The following is a 22,915-nucleotide window of genomic DNA, read 5'->3' as shown; positions in this document are numbered from 1 at the left end:
CTCCCCTAAATTCCAATATTTTGCTATAATCACTCTTGTAAACTATTATTTAAAAAGAGGGAGCTAAAACAATGGCGATTATTCAATTGAACCCAGAATTGCAACGTTCCGTACAAGCAGTGAAACGCGCAGAACTGCGCAAGCAAGCAGATTCCTTTATGGTGGCTCAACCTCTATCTGCTGAAGAAACAGCTGCACTTATCAAAACATTTACAACTCCTTCAGACACAAGAAAACAAAATGCCAATGAGCCTTCTAACTATTGGTGGTAATCTAGTAGTCTTATTTTACCAAATAAAAAAAAGGATTGCATATTAGCACATGCTAATTATACAATCCTTTTTTTAATTCGTATGCATGTCATTCGCACTACTCTTACCAGATCCGACAATTCTCGCTAAGCCGTCCCGAAGGTGACCCCTAACTCGCGCAGGCGTTTGCGGTAAGCGATGCTCAAACGATCGCACTTCAAATGCAGCTCAGCTTGCAAATCTAGCGGCAGCAACTCCGGCTTCTGGTTCTCTACCATGATCCGATCCTGCTCAATAAGCCTGTCTTGAAATTGGATGAACACCTCATCGCGCTCGTCATACGCATAGTTTCTTTGTTTCAGCATATAAGCCACGCTAGTCTGCTCCGTAACCGGCAGCACCATCAGAAACAGCCGAAAGATATGATCGGATACGTCATCTCTCTTCGTAAAAGCTACACATAAAGGACCGAACACCTCATATACATAACGGCTATTTACCCCGCGCCCTGTCCCATCCGCATCCGGCTGATATACGATGATTTCTTCGGAACGCAGAACGCCATCCTCTTCCAACACGTGATAATCATTGATTTCAGCGAAATCACTATCGCCAAGCAGTCCCTCATGTACGAACATAAGGTGGGACACATCGAGGAAATTTTCAATAATGCGAGGACCTGCGGCTTGCAAAGTGTAAGGCCCCATGAATACTTCCTTGAAGCCCTCTGGCACAAAGGCACTCACTTTAGGCAGAGGCCCCGCAGGTGTCCCTAGGCACACCCAGATTAGTCCATGTGCTTCTACGCAGGCATAAACGAAGGCCTTGGCCTTCGAAGGAATGGCCTGTTCCTTGGGTAAGGAAGGAATCTTGGTACACGTACCACAGCCATTGTAAGACCAACCATGGTACGCACAAACCAACTCATCGCCGCTTACTTTCCCCAGTGAGAGCGGAACACCGCGATGAATGCATAGATCCTTAAATGCGTGGACACCTTGCGAGGTACGGAATACCGCTACTTTCTCCCCTAGTACAACAACAGCCTCTGGCTTATCCGTGAGTGCTGACGACAACAACACCGGGTGCCACTCGTGAATTAATGCGATATCTTGTATTGTCATCGCCAGTCACATCCTTCGTCCTTTATTTAGGTATAACACCTTTAATGCCCTTAACAAACCAAGTCGTGCCAAGAATTTCTTCGTCCGTCATCTTCTTCCCAGATTCGAAGCGCGTTTTACCATCTTGATCTACGATAGGGCCTTGGAATACATCGAACGTACCGTTCAGAATTTCCGCTTTTTTCTTCTCTACTAGCGCTTTAACATCCGCTGGCACATTTTTGCCAAGCGGCGCAATGTCTGTGATGCCCTCTTTCATACTGCCGAAGTAGCTATCTGCCTTCCACGTACCATCCATGACACTTTTCACTGTTTTCACGTAGTAAGGGCCCCAGTTCCACTTCGGGTTCGATATGTACGTATCCGGTGCGAATCTGCCCATATCGGAATCGTTCCCGATGCCCCATACTTTGCGTTCAGCAGCAGCTTGAATACTTGCGGGTGAATCTTGGTAAGCCGCCAAAACGTCTACACCTTTATCCAACAAGGAGATAGCCGCTTGCTTCTCTGTTGCAGGATCAAACCATGTGTTACTCCACACCACAGAGACATCGATATCGGGATTCACGCTTTGCGCACCTAGCGTGAACGCATTGATGGTATAAATAACCTCTGGAATTGGGAAAGCTCCGACATAGCCCAAATGGTTGTTTTTCGTCATTTTCCCTGCTGCCATACCGACGAGGTAAGCACTTTGATATTCACGTCCCATGTACGTGCCTAGGTTTGGTGCTGTTTTGTAGCCAGTGGCGTGCAGGAATTTCACATTCGGATGCTTCGCCGCTACCGCAACCATGGGGTCCATGTACCCGAAGGAGGTTCCGAAAATAATGTCATTTTTCTGAGCCAATTCTTCAAATACACGCTCAGCGTCAGGGCCTTCTGGAATATTTTCAACCGTCGTCGCTTTAATTCCTAATTCTTTCTCCATCATCAGACGGCCTTGATCATGCTCGAACGTCCATCCGCCATCCCCCGGCACACCGATATAGACAAAAGCAACTCTTGGCAGCTTCTTCTCTGTTGTTGCTGCCGTAGAAGCAGCTGTGGTGGAAGCTGGTGCTGTTGTAGAACTTGTTGTCGTACTTGTGGAGCAGGCACTTAAAATCACTAACATAATAGCAGTAATAGACAGCATGGTTTTTCTCATATCGCTTCTACCCCTCTCTTTTTATGGACAATCCGCATTTCTCTACCGCTCTGAAAATCCCCTCATACCCTGTGCACCGGCATATGTTCCCGCACAGTGCTTTCTCAGCCTCAGCCCTCGTTGGAGCAGGGTTCGATTCCCACAACGCGGTTAAGGTTACAACCATGCCGGCGGTACAGTAACCGCACTGCAATCCCCCCTCCTCTAACATGGCTTGTTGAATCGGATGCAGCTCTTCGCCTGCCGATATCCCCTCAATGGTCGTAATCTCCTTGCCCGATGCTTGATAAGCCATCAGTAAACAGGAATTCACAGGTTGACCGTCGAGCAGAACCATGCAAGCGCCGCAGCGCCCAATCTCACAAGAAACCTTGGTGCCGGTCATCAACAGGTCATCCCGAAGAATGGCAGACATCCTTTTGGATGCAGGCACTGGGATCGAAACTGCCTTCCCGTTAATGGAGCAATCTAGCACAAACGATGTATTAATCACTGGCCTCCACCCCTTCTAACCAATCGATGGACTGCACGATGTCTTCTGGTGATATGGGCAACTTATTTACCCAAATGCCTGTCGCTTGCCGCACTGCCGCCGTAATGGCAGGAGCCAAGCCGACAGATCCGATTTCTCCAACGCCACGAGGGCCAAATGCATCTCCCTCTGGCAACTCTTCAATGGCCTCGACTTGAATGCAATGCGGGCTGTCGCTGAAAGTAGGAACAAGATAAGTGTCGAGATTATGCCTGACATAGCGACCTTCTATCATCACAGCATCCTCGGTCAGTGTATAGCCCAGTGCCATCACACTGCCGCCCTCAATTTGTCCAAGAAAGCCCATCGGATTAATCACAGGACCTGCGGCGATGACGTGATCCGTCTGCAGCACCTTGACCCGTCCGGTCAGCATATTGACTTCCACCTCTACGATAGCGGCCGCGTAAGAGTACAGGTAGTGCGCACCGACCCGCCCTTCGGGCGTCGTCGGGTAGTCGAACTCCGTATGCGCAAGGATCGGCGTAGCCGCTGCCGCTGCCGCCTCCGCATACGTGACAACCGGCTCCCCCGACTCATCACCCTTGTGATGAATCCCGCCTGCGCCGGTTGCGAGCTCTGCGGCCGGAATGCCGCAGAGCTGCGAAGCCTGCTCCAGCAGCGCCAGCACGAATGCTGGCTTCAGCCGCTGGAGCGCGCGCCACATCATCGTGGTGGCGCGGGAGGCCGTGCTCGAACCGCTGCTCGGCACGCGGTCGGTATCGCCGATGACGATGCTGATGTCATCGGCGGCGCAGCCGAAGCAATCCTGCAGCATCAACGTGAGTGCTGCATAGAGCCCTTGGCCGAACTCCTCGAAGCCGAAGGAGGCCTGGATCTTGCCCTCCGGCGTGAGCTCGATGCGGCCGCCGGAATGATCGGGGATGCCGAGGCCGAGCCCGGCACCGTGCATCACCAGCGCAGCGCCGACGCCTCGGCGCAGCCACGGCTCTTGCTCTGGTTGGCGCGCGCTGCTGGCGCGCTTCGCCCAGAGCGGTGACTCCTGCGCCTTCGCCCACACCTGGGCGGCGCCTTCGGTTGCCACGATCTGCTGGCCCATCGGGCCCGGATCGGTTGGCTGGCGCAAGTTGAGCTTGCGCAGCTCCCACGCGTCCATGCCGAGCTTCTCGGCTAGACGTTCGATTTGGCTCTCCACGGCGAAAATCACCTGATTGCCGCCAAAGCCCCGAAACTCACCGGACACACCGTTATTCGTGTAGACGCTCTTGCCTTCTACGTCGACATGCGAGATCGTGTAAGGTCCAATCGCATGCTCGGTGGCAAAATTCAACACTTCACACCCCAGTGTCGCGTACGCTCCTGTATCGGCAAGGATGCGAACTTGGTGCGCGATCAGCTTTCCGTGTGCATCTGTGCCTGTTTTCATCGTGATCCGCATCGGATGACGTTTAATACCGGAGATGACAGATTCACGGCGGGAATTGTGCATTTTGATCGGTTTGCCTGTCTTTCGTGCCATTAATGCTCCGAAAGGCTGCACATTGAGCTCATCCTTCCCACCAAACGAACCGCCAATCGGACTGGAAACGACTCTGATTTGCTCTTCTGGGATGCCAAGGATTCGCGCTAACTGGAAGCGATCCTTGTAACCATGCTGGGTCGGCGAGTAAACGGTCAGTCTCCCATCAGCCTCAGGAATAAAGAGACCACCTTCGGTTTCCATATACGTATGCATTTGCCGAGGTGTCAGATAGGTCTCTTCAACGACGTGTACACATGTATCGAAAACATCCTCAATGTTCGAGTCCCCATGCTGTAAGGAGGTTTGATGAAGCAGATTCCCTTCGGGATGCAGCATAATCGTCCCCGCTTCCAGCGCGGTTTCTGGGTTATCTACAAGTGGAAGCGGCTCATACACGACTTCAATAAGGCTTAGCGCATATTCCGCTAGTTCCTCTGTATCTGCCGCAACAGATGCCAGCGCATCCCCAATATAACGAACGCGATCCTGACAAAACACCGGCTGATGAGGAAAAGCAATTCCGAATAGGTTCAACCCTGGTACGTCGTCAGCTGTTAAGACCACGCGCACGCCGGGTAATTGTTTGGCTTTACTTGTATCGATGGAAAGAATCCAAGCATGCGGGTATTGACTTCGCAGTACTTTGCCGTGCAGCATGCCTGGCGCTGTTAAATCGGTGAGATAACGGAGCTCCCCTGTCACTTTCTCCTTGCCATCAGGTCTAATGATCCATTTCTTCGCATTCCGATTAAGGAGCATAAGCTCCGCCCCCTTTGCGCATTGCTTTGAAACACTCCGAAATGATTAGATTCGCTGCCGTTTGTTTGCGGTAAGCTACCCCGGCATAATCATCCGCCACCGCGTTGAAGTCAGCTATTACCCCTTTGTGGAGCATCTGCAAAGCTGCCTTATTTAACGGTTTCCCGATCATGCCCGCTTCCAGATCTGTAAACCTCGCAGGAACCGCGTTGCCTCCGCCAGCCGCTAAAGCGATGTTGCGAACCGTCCCATCCGCTTGAAGGGATAGCCTACCCGCGACGGTAACGACCGATGGCGTAAACGCCTCTCTACGTCCAACCTTGAGGTAGAACTCATGGGTGCTCTCCTGCTCTGCTGCAGCAGATAGCTGTCCATTCGTCGACTTGGTATCTTCAGAGTTCTTGGCGGCATTCTCCGTGCCGTCCCTGCTTTCCAATCCCCCTGTCGGCACCATAATCCCCGTCATGATCTCATCAGGAGCCACTTGCGGAGCAGCCAGCCAATCCTTCAACGCAATCATCCGCTCGTTCTGTCCATCTGTACACGTTATCTGTGCATCCATCACAAGCAGTGCGGGGATTAGATCTCCTGTACGTGTCATCACATTGCCTCCGATCGAGGCTAAGTTCCGAATCGACGGAGCTGCAATCTCCGAACAAGCTTGCACGAGTAGTCCGCATTTCTGCTGAACAAGCTCATTTTTCATCAAATCTGCAATGCTTAGGGCAGGGCCTATATGAACTTGACCTTGGGAATTAACCGTTAATCCCGAGAGAACAAGAATTCGTCCAAGACTAATGAAATGCTGCGGCATCGGGGCGAGCCCATTTTCCCAGCGCGTGCGAAGCCAAGTGCCTCCAGCAACAAGAACAGCATCGTTGCCCCATTTATGCTTCAATTGAATCGCTTCCTCCACACTTGTTGGCTGCCATACGGAAGGCTGCTGCTCAGGCAGCTGATGCATCGGAACTGACATATTCAACCCTCCTCAGAGATTCAGAATGACCACGTGCTCGTTATGTGTTCTGAGTTTGCCGCGAGAAGCCGGCTTGCTGCGTGATTAGCATATTCGTTGCGTTGCGCGCCATCTAACGGAACCAGGTTCCGCTATTTTGGCGAAATCCGCCATTTCCACAAAGTTGCGGAACGTCGTTCCGGTAAATTAGATCTACTATAAACAATATTCGAAATTAACGTCAACTAACATAACATCATTTTGTTTTTTTATATAAAAAAATAGCGCATCATTCGTATCAATGCACTCACTCGCTAATTTTATGTCACTTAATCTAACGTTTATTACGGTCTGTAGATCGTTTTTGCCTCTTCATATTGCTTGGCGGTATCAATATCCATAAATGCCAGATCCGCCGCCTCGATGATCTGCCCGCGAAATGCAGGTAAATGAAACAGTGCTCGCGCGCCAGCATCACCTTCCAACGAAGCGATAGCTGACCACATTCTGCTCCCTAGAATGACTGGCGGCTTCGGGATCCCTTTATCGCCACTAGCAACATAATCGTACTCCACTCCCGCCTCGTACGCATCAATCAACCCATCTAACATAGCTTCCTCGATGAATGGCTGATCAGCCAGCATAACCATCGCACCGTCAGCCTTCAGCCCATCTGCCGCTTGAATGCCCGTGCGAAGCGAGTGTGCCATGCCCAGACTAGCCTCTGGACACACCACGATTCGGCATCTCCCACTCTCGAGCTCTTGACGAGCCTCTTCCGGCAACCACGTCAGCGTATCGCCTTCGCGTACAACGACAACCACCTGCTCGAACGCAGCGCAGCCTAGCGCTTTCAGCAAGGCAATACCTCCGAGACGAATACCTTCCGCCAACTCGAGGGACTGCTTCGCTGTCCCCATACGCCGACTGCTTCCAGCTGCCAAGTAGACGCCAACGATTTTTTTCTTTTCTGATCTCACTATCTTCTCCGGCTTCACCTTCTCCACCGCTTTCACCATGAGCAAAAGCTCCCTACGTCCCGCCCATGAGCTAAGGACGCTGACCACACACCCGCTCCATGTTTGCCACGCTTGATCGCAATCAGCTCAGATACAATGCTAACCGCATTCTCGAACGCGCCTTCCGAGCCGATGTTTAAACCGATTGGCGCATGCAGCCAGTCGGGGCGCTCGAAACCTTCCAGCATTCTCGCCGTACGCTCCTTCGAGCCCATAATGCCGAGATAGTGTAAGTGATAAGCCATAATGCCTCGGAAGAAGGCGGTGTCCTTCTCGAACTGATGGCTCATGATCACGACGTAGTCTCGCTCATTCAGCGCAAGCTTTTCGACTAACGACTCTGGAAAAGCAACCATCGTTTCTACCCCTGGAAACCGCTCTGCGTTGCAGAACGATTCACGCCAATCCGCGACCACCACACGAAAACCACTGCTTGCTGCCATTTGTACGAGCGGGATCGCATCCGGATTCGCACCGAACACAATGACTCTTGGCTTTGGCATAAACAGCGTACTGGTTACTAAGCGAAACGGCTCTCTCACAACTGAAGTTGCGGAAAACCCTTCCTCTTCTATACCTGATCCCTGCAGCGCATATCTAATATCTGAATACCCATCGGCATAGGTGCGGATGAGCTCCACAACTTCACCATGATCCAATCTGTCTTTCACGACCAGCAGGTTAACCAGCAGCTCTCCAGCAAGTGGCTCAAGCAAAATACGGATCAACCCGCCGCACCCAATCGTCTCCCCCCAACCAAAATCATCGGCAGGCCTCATGTCGTATTCGACCATTTGCGGTTTCTGCGATTCCCACACGCCTGGTACGTAAGCAGCAAGATCACCTTCCAAACACCCCGGAGAAATGGTCCCTACCGTGCTTCCATCTGCCATTAACAGCATGACAGTTCCTTGCTTGCGATAAGCGTGACCTTCCACATGAATCACTGTCGCTAATACACGAGCTCCCGTATTATTTTCCACAGCTTGCAAAATGTCATAGGCCTCCATCGCTCATCGCTCCTTCTATTTATAAATGCTACCTGACACTTATCCCTTTCCTTTCACACCTTGTGATCTCCCAGTTCTATCCCTTGCTACCAGCCAATCGCCAACCCATCACCACGCGGATCAGCCGCCCCACTCATGAACCCCTGCTCATCAATGAGAATGCCCTGCGCTTGCCCCATAATGCCATCCCACGAATTCACGGGCTCCACGCGATGTCCCCATTGCTTGAGTTTTGTATATACCTCGGGTTCAAGCCGATGCTCCAGCTTCAGCGCATCCCCATCTTCTCCCCAAGTACGTCCATATACCCAACGTGGTAGTGAAATGGCTTCCTGAATCGATAAACCGTAATCCAATACCCCCGTAAGTATCGAAAGCTGCGTCTGTGGCTGCCCTTCTCCACCTTGCGTGCCGAATAGCATATAAGGCTTTCCGGCCTTACTTACCATGGCGGGCATCAATGTATGGAACGATCTTTTACGTGGTTCCAACACATTCGCACAGGCAGGATCAAGTGAGAAGAATGAGCCGCGATTTTGCATAATAATGCCTGTATCCCCAGGTACGTAAGCTGCCCCGAAATCGAAATAGAGACTTTGGATAAAAGAAACCGAATTCCCCTCTTCATCTACAACAGCCGCATAGGCAGTATCCTGACCAATCGCTGGTGAAAGATGCTCACTAACCTTCAATGGATTCGCCTGAATCTCACTCCAAAGCTCCTGCGCATACGATTTCGACAACAATCTTTGGAGCGGTATCTCTCTAAAATGTGGATCCGTTAAAAAACGATCGCGGTCCTTGAACGCCTTCTTGATCACTTCCGACATCAGATGGTAAAAGTTCGCCGATGCTCTAGGCACAGCTGCCATATCGATATGTTCTAACATATTCATCATCATGAGCGCTGTGAACCCTTGCGAGTTCGGCGGCATTTGATAAATGTCGTATCCACGATATGTCGTTGATAGGGGCTCAACCCATTCACCAGCGAAGCTGCGGAAATCTTCTTCCGTAAGCAGCCCACCATCCAGCTTCACGTTATCCACAATGGTCTGCATGAGCGAGCCCGAGTAGAACACATCTCTACCTTCTTGCTGGATGGAACGCAGCGTTCTTGCCATGTCAGGCTGAATCAGCCGATCGCCTTCCTTCAGAAGCTCACCATCTCGCATATACAAATCACTTAGCTGCACAGAAGCCCGAATGAACGGCTCATCTTTACGCATCCAGAACAGTAAGTTACGGGAGATCGGGAACCCTTTTTCCGCATAGCCAATAGCTGCATCCAATAAGTTCGCCCAAGGAAGCTTGCCGTGTTTTTCCCACACCTGCCACCAAGCATCCACCATACCCGGCACTGTTATTGCGCTTAAAATGCCGCGCTGTGGAATCTGATCCATCCCTTGCTCTCTATAAAAATCAGGTGTCGCCCTCGCAGCGGACTTCCCGCTCCCATTAAATCCGGTATAAGTGCCAGTTGCCGCCTCATGCATGAGGAAAAAAGCATCTCCCCCAAGCCCCGTCATATGCGGGTAAACGACACCTAGGGTCGCGCTAATGGCAATTGCTGCATCAAAGGCATTGCCGCCTTGCTGTAAAATCGCACTCCCCACGGAACTAGCCAAATAATGTGGCGTAGCAATCATGGCTCGCTCTGCTCGTGGCATGATGTTTAGCATGATTATTCCTCCCGTTTATGAGCATATACGGCTAGTGCAGCTTGCAGCGCCTTCCCGACAGATACATCCACACCATACCAATGAAGTGTTGCTTCTAGCGCCCCAAGGACATGGAGCACATTTTTCTGGTTACAGCTAAAACCCATCGTACCGATGCGCCAAATCTGTCCCTTCAATGGACCGAAGGAAGAGGCAATTTCAATGCCGAAGCTGTTCAGCAGCATGGATCGAACGGCTTCTCCATCAACCCCGCTGGGAATACGTATACAAGTTACTACTGGCAGCTTACACAGTGGATCGCCGTACAACGTCAATCCCATCGCCTGCAAACCAGCAACCAAAGCTGCTTCATGACGCTTATGGCGGGAGAATCGCTCTTCCAGTCCCTCCTGCAGCACAATGCGTAAACCTTCACGTAGTGCATATAACATCGTCGTAGCCTCTGTATGGTGATTTAACCGCTTTGGACTCCAGTAATCCTGCAGCATGCCGAGATCGAAATAGTTACTCGCCACAGCTTTAACCGAGGAAATAGGAGCACCCTTCTCCCGCAATCCCCGTTCGATCGTTTTACGGCGCATGACCTTCGCTTCGATACGATCGTTGTACGTAATCGGTGACATGCCTGATGGAACGGATAAACATTTTTGCGTGCCGCCTATCACCGCATCCAGCAGCCATTCGTCGGTTTTCACGGGAACACCACCAATGGTCGCTACAGCATCCACGACGAGAAGGGCGTCCATTTCTCGGCAAGCTGCCCCTATCCCATCGAACTTTTGGATACAGCCTGTCGACGTTTCACCGTGAACCATGGCCACGATGGTGGGCTTCTCCCGCTCGATGGCTGTAATGATGTCAATAGGATCGAACACGGCTCCCCATTCCTGCTCAATAATTGCCACTTCAGCCCCACAGCGCTCGGCAATTTCTACCAGTAAATTTCCAAATCGTCCGTAGATCGGAACGAGTACTTTATCTCTTGGCTCGATGATGCTTACCAGCACAGCCTCTATACCTGAACGGGAAGTCCCATCGATCGGGAACGCCCATTGATTATTCGTTTGGAATACGTCCCGAAGCATCTCCATCGTTTCATTCATAAGCTCGGTAAATTCAGGATCGAACTGCCCCAGAATGGGGTACGACATCGCACGCAGCACCCTAGGGTCAACCTCGACTGGACCTGGGGTCATAATCGTTCGAAGGGATGGTGATAAATCTTTATAAGTTCTCATCTGCTTTTCCCCCGTAGCCGTATTGATATAACACATGAACGAGTGTCTGAAAGCCGACAATAAGATCATCCGGCTTCGTGAACTCTTTGGGATTATGACTAATGCCTGCCCGACTTGGTACGAAAATCATGGCCGACGGACAGATCGGTCCGAATAGTTGAGCATCATGTCCCGCCCCGCTTGGCATGTGGATATGCTCGTAGCCATAGAAATCGCAGGCAGCCTCAATTTCTGCCGATATCCCGCTATCCATGGCCACTGGTAAGGCATTTAGATGTTCCACTGTATCTATATAAAGTTCTCTTCGCACGGCGATTTCCACAAACCGCGATATCAGCTCCGCACGAAAATCCTCAATCTTTCGCTTGTCAGTATGCCTAATATCCAACGTAAATTCGACCTCACCAGGCACCACATTCGATGTTCCACGCTTCACTTCTAAGCGCCCTACAGTGGCTACCAAAGGTTCACCCTCCGCAAGTGCCATCTTCTCTGTTAGCGCGACCATTTCGGCAGCCGCAGCCAGCGCATCTTTGCGCATTGTCATTGGGGTCGTTCCCGCATGATTGGGTATCCCCGTAACGACGACAGTCATTCGAATTTGGCCAACAATGGCTGTTACAACACCAATCTGCTTCTCTTTAAACTCAAGGACTGCGCCTTGCTCAATATGAATTTCAATATATCCGCCTATGTCATCACGTTTCGCTGGTTGGAGCTGGCCCTGATCTATGTCAAAGCCCGCGCGCTCCATCGCCTCGAGTAACGTCACACCCTCTGGATCAGCAAGGCCTGCGCCTTCAGCTAAGGAAAGTACTCCTGTCACATGACCGGAGCCCCAATAAGCCAATGGAAACCGACTCCCCTCTTCCTCGCAAAAGGAGACCATCTCCAAGGTCCGTTTCGGTGCCCCGTATACGGCCTTCAAATAACCAAGCGCCATCATCGATGCGATGACACCATAGGCTCCATCGTATTTCCCACCGTTTTTGACAGTATCGATATGTGAACCTGTAAGCATCGGCTTTAACGATGGGTCCGATCCTTGCAATTTACCGTACACATTGCCGATTTCATCAAAATCTGCCTTAAGCCCCATGCTTTGCATGTTGTCTATCAGTGCTAATTGCGCCTTAAGCCAAGGCTCTGCATACAAAAGTCGGGTCACACCGCCTTCCGGATCGGCGCCGAAGGTCGCCAACCACTCCAAAGCTAGCAGCATACGCTCCCCGTATTGAGCTAGCATTTCTTCCTGTGGGTGCCCTTTCATTTTAGCCATCTAACCCGCCTCCGATCGATGCACTGTGACGCAACCAAGCTCCCTCTAACGCTGCTCCAACTCCCACGCCTCTTTCGTACACGTTAACGCCCCGCAGGAAAGTTGCCTTCACGCTGCAGCCGAACGTTTTGCCTACATAAGGACTTTGCTTATGGCGATAAAGCAGGTCACTCTCTTGCAGCGTATAGCTCCCTGCCAAATCCACCAAAGCTAGATCCGCGTCAGCGCCTATGGCGATTTCCCCCTTGCGAGGATATAGCCCGAAGCGCTTAGCTGGCTCTAGCGCTAGCAAACGAGCGAGCTCTGGCAGAGGAATTCCTCTGCGGAGATGGCCTTCGTGCAACATGAGCTCAAGCGAGCTTTGCGCTCCCGAAATGCCGCCCCATGCTGCGAAGAAATCCCCCTGCTTCATATGCTTAGGTGAAGGAGAGTGATCCGATGCGATGATGTCGAGCCGACCTGCCTTCACCTCTGCCCACAGACGAGCCTGATCTTCCACTGTGCGGATCGGTGGCGCACATTTTGCAACAGGTCCTAGGCGTTCGACCTCCACGTCCGTTAGCGTCAAATAGTGCGGGCACGTTTCCACCGTAACGTCCATGCCCTCTGCCTTCGCCTCCGTAATGACCTGCACCGCTTCTGCGGAAGAGATATGTACGAAATGCAGCTTACAGCCTGTCTGCTTCGCATAGCCCAATGCACGGTTTACAGCTTCTACTTCAGCAGCAATCGGCCTTGTCGCGATGAAATCCAATGCGCTGCGCTTGCCTGCTTGGGCAGCCTCCTCTGCGAGCTTGGAGACGATTTCCTCGCTCTCAGCATGAAGAGCGAGCACTAGACCTAAGCGCGCAATTTCTTTCATGCCGTTAACTAACGTCTCATCGTCTACCTCCGTGAAAATATCATCTCCCTCTCCGCCTGGGCAGGACATGAAGGCTTTGAAACCAATCACCCCCGCTTGAGCCAGTGCCTCTAGCTCGCCTATATTGCCAGGAACGAGCCCGCCCCACAGGGCATAATCAACATGGGATTGCCCCTCGGCTGCGTCCAATTTCAGCTCTAAGGCACTAAGCCGAACGGTTGGCGGAACACCATTGAGCGGCATATCGATGTAGGTTGTGCATCCGCCAGCAGCTAGCGAGGCTGAGCCTGTGACGAAACCCTCCCAATGACCAAGAGCAGGTTCATTGAAATGAACATGAGCATCAATCATGCCCGGCAGGATCGTTAAGCCTTCTGCGTCATAAACAGGTGTTTGCTCCGAGACAACGAGGTTTTCGCCTAATGCTGCAATTTTGCCGTTCTGTATGCCAATATCCAGCTGTCGACACTCATCTTGCAGGACCACAGTCCCTTTGCGAATGATAAGATCCAATCGATTCATCCTACGAAACCCTCCCTCGAAGCTCTCTCTATTCAATTAACGCTGACTTCTTTGCATTAACTCCCGCGATACGTGTTATACCCCCACGGTGCAATTAATAAGGGAACGTGATAGTGGCAAGTGTTATCCGCAATACCGAAACGAATCGGTACTTGATCTAGAAATGCCGGCTCAGGGAGCTCCACACCCCTCCCTCTGAAGTAGTCACCTACATGGAAGAGAAGCTCATACGTCCCTTTTGTAAAATCATCCCCACTCAGCATCGGCCCTGGCAATCTGCCATCTGTGTTCGTAACATCGGAGCGGAGCATCGCTGCTACGCCTCCTTCAAGCCGGAACAAGTCGATTCTCACGCCAACCGCTGGTTGGCCGCTGCTTACATCCAGAACGTGCGAAGTAATCCCTACCCTCATAGGCCCTCCAGATCACGTTTTGTCATCGAAAAACCTTGGAAACCATACGGCGGTCTAGGCTCAGTAAACACTTTGCCTTCCCCAGCAGAAACTTCCTCTAGAATCGTTTCCCACGTCCGATTATTGGACTCGAAGCGAATTTCTTTCAACTGCGGGAAGCGCAGTAACGAACGTTGCCCGATGCGATAAATGAGGTTTTGGATCGATGGCGAATGCTGCTCATGGAATACGGTATGCGCAATATCACGAATTTGCTCAGCGGCTACGTACCGCCCTAGATCAGCATCGAAAGCATCTTCAGCTGATTCATAGCTCCATGCGATGTCTAGGAATATAAACAGAGGGCGATCCGACGATTCTGGTAGTGTCGTGTACTCATCACGAACGAAACCAGCGAACGAACTTCCTTTGACTTTGATCAGTTTAAGATCGGCTATGCCAGCAGAGTGATCGGCGAGGACGATATCGTCTGCAACCCGAACGAGCTCCACGAATGCGGTTGGATGTTCATTTTGAGAATAGCGATACACCAAGTCTCCTGCTTCGAAGCCATTTGAGCCTGGTACCGGCAACGTTTCAAATGCCACCTGATCCGCACTCATTTTGATCCCCGTCATCCATGGATACTTCTCAAGGAAGAGCCGGCTCGCGAAAGCCAGAAATCCTTCTGCTGTAGATCCTTCATACTCACCTGCTTTGCGTAAAATGAAGTTCTTCATCGAATCCGTAGCTACAACATTGGTGTTATCTCCCTCGCTAAATGATGTGAACAGCTTCTCTCCGCTCACTGCTACTTTAATATTCATGCCGAACAGCACATTATCTCGCCCTGTGAAACCCGATTCCGGAATCAGCGTGATATTCGTGAGCGGCTTGGCATAGGAACGATAGACCCAAACATCACCTTTCCCGTAGTACATGATTCTCTCTGCGCCTTTTGCTTGTTCCATCGCTTTCTCCTCCTTTTCATTCATCACGATATCTGCCAGGCGGAATCGCCCAATCTTACAAACCTCTTGTAGTGCGGTAAGCAGCTCCACTTCCAGAGTTCCTTGTATACGATGACCTAACGCCTCGCGTATTGTATCCTTGGTCTGACCCTTCACCGCCATGATAAAAGGGAACTCGAATCGGTCTGTGTACTGTTTATTTAAAGAAAGAAACTGTTCGTATTCTTCTGGGGTTAACTGGTTGAGACCGGCACCTGACTGCTCCTGAACCGAGTGATCGGTCATCCGGACGCGTGTACCTAGATCAGGATGAGCCCGAAGCAGCGCCAGCTGCTCTTCACGACTCGCTCGCTCTACCTCTTGTTCAAGGACACTCATCATATCCATGATTCCAGCAAACGGCCGAGATCCTTCAGCCCGTCCTGCCACCCAAGGCGAGTGTTCAAACAGCGGACCAAACGCTGCAATGAACGCTTCTTGACTCATGTCATTGACTTGCTTCCGTGTGATCTTCATAACCCCGACACCTCGATTTCTGCCTTAAATGTCATGCATTCTTTTCCAAGATTTGTTTCATTGTAATTGCGCCATCCCTATGGGTCAATTTATATGAAAGAAGTTTGTAATCTTTCATAACATCGTTAACTTTTTTTGTATTTTTGCTAAAATCGGCGGGAGGCGGGGCTCCCATCCCTTGTCCATACACACATTAAGCCAACCGCTTGTCTACTCCACAATCAACCTCCGGCACATCTAGTTTTCTTTCCTCAGCTCTACTCCCTACTTCCACTCCTCATCTTCCACTCCAACCTTCTACTCCTCACCTCCTACTCCCCATCCCACTCCTCACCTTCTACTCCAACCTCCTACTCCTCACCTCCTACTCCAACCTCCCACTCCTCACCTCCTACTCCAGCCTCCCACTCCTCACCTCCTACTCCAACCTCCCACTCCCCACCTCCTACTCCAACCTCCCACTCCTCACCTTCTACTCCAGCCTCCCACTCCTCACCTCCACTCCTCACCTCCTACTCCCTACTTCCACTCCTCATCTTCCACTCCAACCTCCTACTCCTCACCTTCTACTCCAGCCTCCCACTCCTCACCTCCGCTCCTCTCCCAACCTTCTCCGAATGTTGTAATTCATACAACATTCGATCCCTTAAACAAGCTAAATCACTTTGCGAGTTGTATAACGTACAACATTATTCTTCAATTCGGTTCATTTCAGGTCAATTTCGCCGAAAATGTTGTACAGAATACAACCTCACCCCCTTTTCAGGGCAATAACATTCAATCATGTTGTACAAAATACAGCATTGAAGCTATGGACCATCCACCCAGCCCTCCAAAAGGCCATCTCCCAGCACCAACCCACGCAAAAAAAGCCACCAGGACAACAAACATCCTGATGGCTTCCCTTATTAATCCCAATATCCGTCATGCGCAGCGACGGCTGCCTCCACAACCTCAGGAACAGGACCGATCACTTGGATCGGCTTGTTCCCTCTGGCAAAAACCTCCCGACAAGGCAGCATCAACGTCGGATTTTGCTCATTATCTCCTGTCAGCCCTGCAAGCATGGCTTCCGACATGCCGAAGACAACGCGCCCGACGTTGCCCCAATAAATCGCGCCCGCGCACATGGCGCACGGCTCTGTAGAGGTGTACAGCGTACATGCCCACAACTCTTCCTTGCTATATCGCTTGGAGGCTACCTCCATGAGCATTGTTTCCGCGTGCCCCGTGCAATTCGATTCGGTAATCTCAACATTACCGTGTTCCAGCAGAATCTCCCCAGTAGGCCCCACAAGCAACGAACCAAACGGTGTATTGCCAGCTTCTCTAGCCTGCACAGAAAGCTCTACACATCTTTTTAAATAAGGAATATGAACCTCAAATTCACCCATCTTTTGCCCTCCTAGTTTTTCCCCTGTTTTCCTAGTCGTCTCCCAATAAACTAAAATCTCTGCTCCCGTATATAAGGCACACCCAGCGCCTCAGGCGCACCAGATGGCTTATTTTTATTCCGCCAACCGAGGAACATCAGTACCAGAATGGTGACGACGTACGGAATCATTTTCAGAAAGTAAGAAGGAATATGGCTGCCGATCAGCTGCACACGGAACCCCAGACTATCTAGCACACCGAAGAAGTACGCGCAAACGAGGGCACGAATTGGATTCCACCTCGCAAAAATAATGAGCGCCACCGCGATCCAACCACGCCCGGAGGTCATCCCCTCGTTCCAAGTCGGTGTATACACAAGCAGCAAATCCGCGCCGCCAATCCCAATCAGCATCGAGCCAACAACAATGCACCCGTAGCGAATCGCGATCACAGGAATCCCCATCACATCCGCCGTAGCCGGATTATCCCCCACTGCACGAAGATGAAGCCCCCATGATGTGCGGTGGATGAACAAGTGCATAGCCAGTACGAGCACGAAACTTAACCACGTAAACAAATCCATATGGGCAAAAATTTTACCGATCACCGGAACGGGCTCCAACCACGGCATATCGAGCTTCGGCACCGCACCTACAAGTGGCTGACCACTCACAGGCTTACCTAAATATGCACTTAGCCCCGCGCCGAATATCGTCATCGCCAAACCGCAAACAACTTGATTCGCATGCAGTGTTACGCATAAGAAACCATGAAGTACTCCGAGTACCCCACCTACCGCGAGCACACATAGAATAGCCAGTACTAAACTTCCTGTATGTATGAAAACGAGGCACGAAGTCACCGCACCCATTAACATCAAACCCTCAGCGCCTAGCTGCATGATACCGGATCTTTCGATCAAGATGCCGCCCAATACGGCCAAAAGCAATGGTGTACCCGAAGAGATCGCCGAAACAATGATTTGTGTGATCGTATCCATCTCTTACACCCCCTTATCTCCCCGTCAATTAACACCATTAACTAAAATTACTTTCCCCCGACTCCCCAACACTTCTCATGTCGATCCGCATCCTCCTCAGAGCCCTTAGCTGTTCCGACGAATACGGAATTTCCCCGCCATCCCTCCAGCAATGAGAAAGAACAGAATAGCTCCTTGAATCATAGAGGAAATGGAAGACGGAAGCCCGATCGTTTGCACACTATACCCGCCAACAATGAGCCCACCGAAGAGCACCGAAGCAACCACAAGCCCAATCGGATTCAGTTTCGCCAGCCAAGCCACAATAATAGCCGTGTACCCATACCCGGGAGAGATCCCATACATGAGACGGTGCGCTACGCCAGAGACTTCCCCCATGCCAGCAAGCCCCGCCAATCCTCCGCTAATCACCATTACCAGCAGCACGTGTCTAGAAATACGAATGCCAGCATTTTTAGCCGCCTCACTATTAGCACCAATCAGTCTCAGCTCATAGCCCCAGCGTGTATAACGGACGACGAAGGCGTAAATCAGCACAGCGATGATGGCAAAAACCAACCCCAAATGCAGCCGCGATGTACCAAAGGTAGGCAAGGACTGCGCAACCGTAAACATCGGGGATCCTGGGAAGTTAAAGCCTTTAGGATCTTTCCACGGTCCGAAAACCACATAGTTCAGCGCCAGTAGTGCCACATAATTTAGCATCAACGAGGTAATGAGTTCGTTTACCTGAAAATAGTTCCGTGGTATCGCCGTCAGCAATCCCCAGAAGCCGCCCGCCACGATGCCCGCGACCATCATAGCTGGAATTGAGAGGTACATAGGTAGATGCGGAAAATAAACTGTAATCGCCGTCGCCGCCATCGCCCCTGCCACAAACTGACCTTCCGCCCCGATGTTCCACACAGAGATGCGGTAGGCAATCGACACCCCTAGCCCGCAAAGGAGCAAAGGTATCGCCTTCACTAATGTTTCCGTCAATCCAAAGGTGGAGCCGAAGGCCCCCTTCACCATTTTGCTGTAGACCATGAAGGGGTTCATCCCATTCAACGCGATAAAAATCCCACAAGCCACCAACGCCAAAGCGATGGCAATGATCGTCACCCACCAAGGGCTATTCGCACCTGCGGGATCGATTTCCAAACGATATGGCACACGAAAGCCGATTCCGCGCTTACTCACTTTATTTTCGATGGGAATGCTGCCTGCTGTTCGTTGTTCACTCATCCTGCATCCTCCTCCGATCCGGCCATCAGCATACCGATGTGTTCGCGGCTCGCCGCTTCCCTCGATATATTCCCAACAATGCGCCCATCGTACATCACCAGAATACGGTCAGCCAGCTGCAGTACCTCATCCAAATCCTCTGAAATGAGCAGCACAGAGCGCCCCTTACTTCGCAAATCCTCCAGCAGTTGATACACACCCTCCGACGCACCTACATCGAGTCCCTGTGTTGGATGTACTGCAATCATAAGCTTAGGACCTTGATCAATCTCCCTAGCAAAAAGCAGCTTCTGCTGATTCCCACCCGACATGAATTGAACGGGCGAATCAATCCCCGACGTTTTCACATCGAACATCTCAACCAACCGCTGAGACCAAGTCCGATTGCTCCCTGTCCGCAGCAAACCAAATCGTGACCGTTCCGAGGAGCGGTATGTTTTGAACAACAGATTATCCACCGAGTCCAAACTTCCCGCAAGGCCGCTGCGCATCCGGTTCTCCGGTACGTGCCCGATTCCAAGCTCAATCGCTCCCCGAACCGAACCATTCCGCAACGCCTTTCCGTCAAAATGGACCTCCCCCTGCTTCCAAACGCGCAGCCCCGTCAACACTTCTGCCAGCTCCTTCTGGCCGTTCCCAGAGACGCCTGCAACACCGACAATCTCCCCTTCATTTACCTCAAAATGAAGCCCATCCAGCACTTTGCGTCCGTGGTCCGCATACACGTCAAGCCCCTTGACCGTGAGCATCGGCTTCTCCTTCGCTCGCGTTCTTTGTTGTGCCCGGCTCGCTAAGTTCATCTCGCCCACCATCAACTGCGCAAGCTCACGCTCGCTCGTTTCCGATTTCGCCATTGTCGCAATCATCTTGCCCTTGCGCATGACCGAGATATGATCCGCCGCGAACATCACCTCTTTGAGCTTATGCGTCGTCATAATGACCGTTTTGCCTTCCTTTTTCATCCGGTTCAGCGTCTCAAAAAGCTGATCAACCTCTCCCGGTGTCAACACCGACGTTGGCTCATCTAGAATAATAAAATCCGCTCCCCGATAGAGCGTCTTTACAATTTCCACTCGCTGCTGCTCGCCAACAGATAGCTGCCAGATGGGCCGATCTACGGGAAACAGCAGCCCAAAATGCTTCGAAATCGCCTCGATCTCCTCCGATTTCTTCGACAACCAACCAGGTCCGCGCCAGACAGAGCCAGCTTCCCCAAGCACAATATTCTCCGCAGCCGTCAGGGTCTGCACGAGGCGGAAGTTCTGAAACACCATACCGATCCCCAGCTTCATCGCATCCTTCGGTGAGCGAATACGCACCTGCTCGCCATGTATGTAAATCTCTCCGCTCGTCGGACGATACACGCCGGACAGCATGCACATCATCGTACTCTTGCCCGCACCATTTTCGCCTAGCAGCGCATGTATTTCCCCAGATCTCGCTCTGAAATCCACCTCATCATTCGCCAGCACAGAACCGAACTGCTTAACGATTTGGACCATCTCGACAGCATCCTTCTCTTGTGTACGCACAGGCCCCCGACCTCCTTATTCCGTTAGACAATATCTACTCACCTTGATATGACAAAACAGCATCTCCCACTAGGGATTTGCTGTTTCCAGATTCCGAGATCATCGATCAGTTTACTTCTTATCCCTCTCACATCACTATACGGCCCGCCTATCTTGGGCGTCAATAAACGTGACATCAAGTTTGGTGTCGTAACGAAAAGAGGCGCAAGCTTTGTGCTTAGCGCCAAAAATGTGTGAGATTAGATTACGTGGACAGAAAAATCCCACCATATACGAACCCTGCAAGAATCACAAAGGCTGGATGTATCTTCCGAATTTGAATTAAATAAAAGGCCACCGCGGCGATTCCGATAAACTGTAGATACCCAATCGCTTTCGTAGACTCCACTAAGCTGCTCCAGGTGACCAGCACCATCATAATCGCAATCACGGGCTGAACCAGCAGTGTCATGCCTTTAATGACAGGGGATTGCTTGTATTTCTGCAGCATATTTAGCAAAATAATAAGTGCAATAATCGACGGAACTACCGTTGCCGCCACCGCAATCAGCACGCCAATCCATCCGCCGATTTGGTAGCCTACGTACGCGGCGATTTTCGTCGCAATCGGCCCCGGCAGCGCATTCCCCAGCGCCAACATGTTGGAGAACTCACTGCTGTTCATCCAATTGTGATTCGTCACGATCTCTTGAAACATCAGCGGGATCGACGAAGGACCGCCGCCATAGCCAAATACATTGGCAAGAAAGAAACTAACGAGCAAATGCCACCAATCCATCATACGCCATCACCTTTGCCAAGCGTCTTCTTACTCTTCGTCCACTTGTCCTTTAGCTTGTGATGGAAGGCCCCATATAGGAGGAACATGAATATCACGATAGCGGGGTGCACCGATAAAGGTTGTAGCAGCAGGAAGGCAATGATGAAAAAGGTAACCCCCGCTGGCCAGCCTAACCCTTTGATCGCTTTCTCACCAAACTCATACGCCATCACGCCTAGCATGACCGCGACAATCGGCACTACGGCAGCAATCATCCCCTTAATCACATGCGACGTACTGAAAAACGTAATAAATGAATACAACCCCACCATCGCGACGCAAGTAGGCAAAATATGAGCTAGCAGACCAATTACCGCTCCCCAGCTCCCTTTGAGCCGATACCCCAAATAACCTGCCAGCTTCGTCGCAATCGGCCCCGGCAGCGTATTCGCTATCGCGAGCACCTCCATGAACTCCTCATCCTTCATCCACTTAAAACGCGTCACCGCTTCATACCGAATTAATGGCACGATCGACGGCCCGCCGCCATATCCCAAAATCCCTGTCCGAAACATCGCCGTACCTATCTGAACATAGGCGTTCTCCACTATGTATCACTCCCCTAAAAGTCAACTAAGCTTTATTGTATTATAAAATGAAGCCATTATTAGGATTCTTCATATATTTTTGTGAAAATGACAAAGTTATTTTGAAATCTTGGGACTTGGCTTGACGTATCGCCCTGACCCTTGACCACCTCTCAGCTACTCTACTCTCCCACCAGCATTCCATTAGTTTCCATACTCACTCGACCACTACTCTTCCTCTCCACTCCCCGCCTCACTCCGTCCCCCCAAAGGTCTCTCTCCACCCCTCACACTTAAATGGATTTTATCCAGTTAATTTCGCTCCATTTGCCACAATCATCGAAATAGATGGATTTTATGTAGTTAATTTCAGTTAAACTAACTGAATATGGGGAATTCCCATGTTATTAGATGTAGGTTTTCCATCTAAATCAATTTTTCGGAGTAATTCCATGAACTTAGCTGTAGGAAATACAGTTGATGGTTAAGTAAATGGGTGAAACATAGGCTAATGCAAAAAAAGCCTTACCTGGATATCTCCAAGTAAAGCTCTTTTAGTCGCTTGGCAACGTTCTACTCTCCCAGAACCCTACGGTTCAAGTACCATCGACGCTGGAGGGCTTAACGGTCGTGTTCGAGATGGGAACGCGTGGGTCCCCTCCGCCATCATCACCAAACAGTCAAAGCGTT

Annotated in this window: 20 protein-coding genes and 1 rRNA gene; 1 reads left to right on the top strand and 20 read right to left on the bottom strand. The window is 51.0% G+C overall.

Annotation, left to right across the window (positions count from 1 at the left end):
• The first annotated feature begins 71 nt into the window (after positions 1 to 71).
• Entirely contained in the window at positions 72 to 272 is a 201-nt protein-coding gene (locus ASL11_RS09140; RefSeq protein WP_056612737.1) for a hypothetical protein, read from the top strand.
• Positions 273 to 397: 125 nt separating this feature from the next.
• On the opposite strand, the gene ASL11_RS09135 is transcribed toward ASL11_RS09140, so the two are convergent.
• The 20 genes from ASL11_RS09135 to rrf form a co-directional block, all read right to left on the bottom strand.
• The gene (locus ASL11_RS09135) at positions 398 to 1,375 is read right to left on the bottom strand and encodes an aromatic ring-hydroxylating dioxygenase subunit alpha (RefSeq protein ID WP_056612735.1); all 978 of its coding nucleotides are present in this window, start codon (positions 1,373 to 1,375) and stop codon (positions 398 to 400) included.
• A 22-nt stretch (positions 1,376 to 1,397) separates the two neighbouring features.
• Positions 1,398 to 2,525, bottom strand: coding sequence for a BMP family ABC transporter substrate-binding protein (locus tag ASL11_RS09130; protein WP_056612733.1), 1,128 nt, complete (start codon positions 2,523 to 2,525; stop codon positions 1,398 to 1,400).
• 7 nt (positions 2,526 to 2,532) lie between these two features.
• Complete coding sequence (locus ASL11_RS09125) at positions 2,533 to 3,018, bottom strand: (2Fe-2S)-binding protein (RefSeq protein ID WP_056612731.1); 486 nt, start codon at positions 3,016 to 3,018, stop codon at positions 2,533 to 2,535.
• Complete coding sequence (gene pucD, locus ASL11_RS09120) at positions 3,011 to 5,299, bottom strand: xanthine dehydrogenase subunit D (protein WP_056612729.1); 2,289 nt, start codon at positions 5,297 to 5,299, stop codon at positions 3,011 to 3,013. The genes ASL11_RS09125 and pucD overlap by 8 nt, the downstream gene beginning before the upstream one ends.
• Positions 5,289 to 6,275 (bottom strand): FAD binding domain-containing protein, encoded by a 987-nt coding sequence (locus ASL11_RS09115; protein ID WP_056612727.1) that lies wholly within the window; start codon positions 6,273 to 6,275, stop codon positions 5,289 to 5,291. Before ASL11_RS09115 ends, pucD begins: the two co-directional genes overlap by 11 nt.
• Before the next feature lie 323 nt (positions 6,276 to 6,598).
• A complete protein-coding gene (locus tag ASL11_RS09110) occupies positions 6,599 to 7,273 on the bottom strand; it encodes a nucleotidyltransferase family protein (RefSeq protein WP_056612725.1) in 675 nt (224 codons plus the stop codon).
• Entirely contained in the window at positions 7,267 to 8,283 is a 1,017-nt protein-coding gene (locus ASL11_RS09105) for an XdhC family protein (protein WP_056612723.1), read from the bottom strand. The genes ASL11_RS09110 and ASL11_RS09105 overlap by 7 nt, the downstream gene beginning before the upstream one ends.
• 86 nt (positions 8,284 to 8,369) lie before the next feature.
• Positions 8,370 to 9,965: a gamma-glutamyltransferase gene (ggt, locus tag ASL11_RS09100; RefSeq protein ID WP_056612721.1), complete on the bottom strand. Its 1,596-nt coding sequence runs from the start codon at positions 9,963 to 9,965 to the stop codon at positions 8,370 to 8,372.
• Positions 9,966 to 9,967: 2 nt separating this feature from the next.
• The gene (locus ASL11_RS09095; RefSeq protein WP_056612720.1) at positions 9,968 to 11,203 is read right to left on the bottom strand and encodes a pyridoxal-phosphate-dependent aminotransferase family protein; all 1,236 of its coding nucleotides are present in this window, start codon (positions 11,201 to 11,203) and stop codon (positions 9,968 to 9,970) included.
• Positions 11,190 to 12,482, bottom strand: a complete 1,293-nt coding sequence (locus ASL11_RS09090) for a Zn-dependent hydrolase (RefSeq protein ID WP_063795521.1) — start codon at positions 12,480 to 12,482, stop codon at positions 11,190 to 11,192. Before ASL11_RS09090 ends, ASL11_RS09095 begins: the two co-directional genes overlap by 14 nt.
• Entirely contained in the window at positions 12,475 to 13,866 is a 1,392-nt protein-coding gene (locus ASL11_RS09085; RefSeq protein ID WP_056612718.1) for an allantoinase, read from the bottom strand. The genes ASL11_RS09090 and ASL11_RS09085 overlap by 8 nt, the downstream gene beginning before the upstream one ends.
• A gap of 56 nt (positions 13,867 to 13,922) precedes the next feature.
• Positions 13,923 to 14,279, bottom strand: coding sequence for a hydroxyisourate hydrolase (gene uraH / locus ASL11_RS09080; RefSeq protein ID WP_056612716.1), 357 nt, complete (start codon positions 14,277 to 14,279; stop codon positions 13,923 to 13,925).
• Complete coding sequence (pucL, locus tag ASL11_RS09075; RefSeq protein ID WP_056612714.1) at positions 14,276 to 15,745, bottom strand: factor-independent urate hydroxylase; 1,470 nt, start codon at positions 15,743 to 15,745, stop codon at positions 14,276 to 14,278. Before pucL ends, uraH begins: the two co-directional genes overlap by 4 nt.
• 908 nt (positions 15,746 to 16,653) lie before the next feature.
• Complete coding sequence (locus ASL11_RS09070) at positions 16,654 to 17,139, bottom strand: nucleoside deaminase (protein ID WP_056612712.1); 486 nt, start codon at positions 17,137 to 17,139, stop codon at positions 16,654 to 16,656.
• Between the two features lie 50 nt (positions 17,140 to 17,189).
• A complete protein-coding gene (locus tag ASL11_RS09065; RefSeq protein WP_056612709.1) occupies positions 17,190 to 18,119 on the bottom strand; it encodes an ABC transporter permease in 930 nt (309 codons plus the stop codon).
• Between the two features lie 105 nt (positions 18,120 to 18,224).
• Positions 18,225 to 19,346 carry an ABC transporter permease gene (locus ASL11_RS09060; protein WP_056612707.1) on the bottom strand — a complete coding sequence of 374 codons (1,122 nt, stop codon included), beginning with the start codon at positions 19,344 to 19,346 and terminating at the stop codon, positions 18,225 to 18,227.
• Positions 19,343 to 20,848, bottom strand: coding sequence for an ABC transporter ATP-binding protein (locus ASL11_RS09055; protein ID WP_056612938.1), 1,506 nt, complete (start codon positions 20,846 to 20,848; stop codon positions 19,343 to 19,345). The genes ASL11_RS09060 and ASL11_RS09055 overlap by 4 nt, the downstream gene beginning before the upstream one ends.
• Positions 20,849 to 21,122: 274 nt before the next feature.
• Complete coding sequence (locus tag ASL11_RS09050; RefSeq protein WP_056612705.1) at positions 21,123 to 21,659, bottom strand: chromate transporter; 537 nt, start codon at positions 21,657 to 21,659, stop codon at positions 21,123 to 21,125.
• Positions 21,656 to 22,249 (bottom strand): chromate transporter, encoded by a 594-nt coding sequence (locus ASL11_RS09045; RefSeq protein ID WP_442953053.1) that lies wholly within the window; start codon positions 22,247 to 22,249, stop codon positions 21,656 to 21,658. The genes ASL11_RS09050 and ASL11_RS09045 overlap by 4 nt, the downstream gene beginning before the upstream one ends.
• A gap of 536 nt (positions 22,250 to 22,785) precedes the next feature.
• Positions 22,786 to 22,902: ribosomal RNA gene (rrf, locus tag ASL11_RS09040) — 5S ribosomal RNA — on the bottom strand.
• Positions 22,903 to 22,915 lie beyond the last annotated feature (13 nt).

Origin of the sequence: Paenibacillus sp. Soil750 (genome assembly GCF_001428045.1) — a bacterium.
GTDB lineage: Bacteria > Bacillota > Bacilli > Paenibacillales > NBRC-103111 > Paenibacillus_E > Paenibacillus_E allorhizoplanae.
Note: the sequence above shows the minus strand (reverse complement) of the source record. Positions and strands in the feature narration are given on the sequence as shown.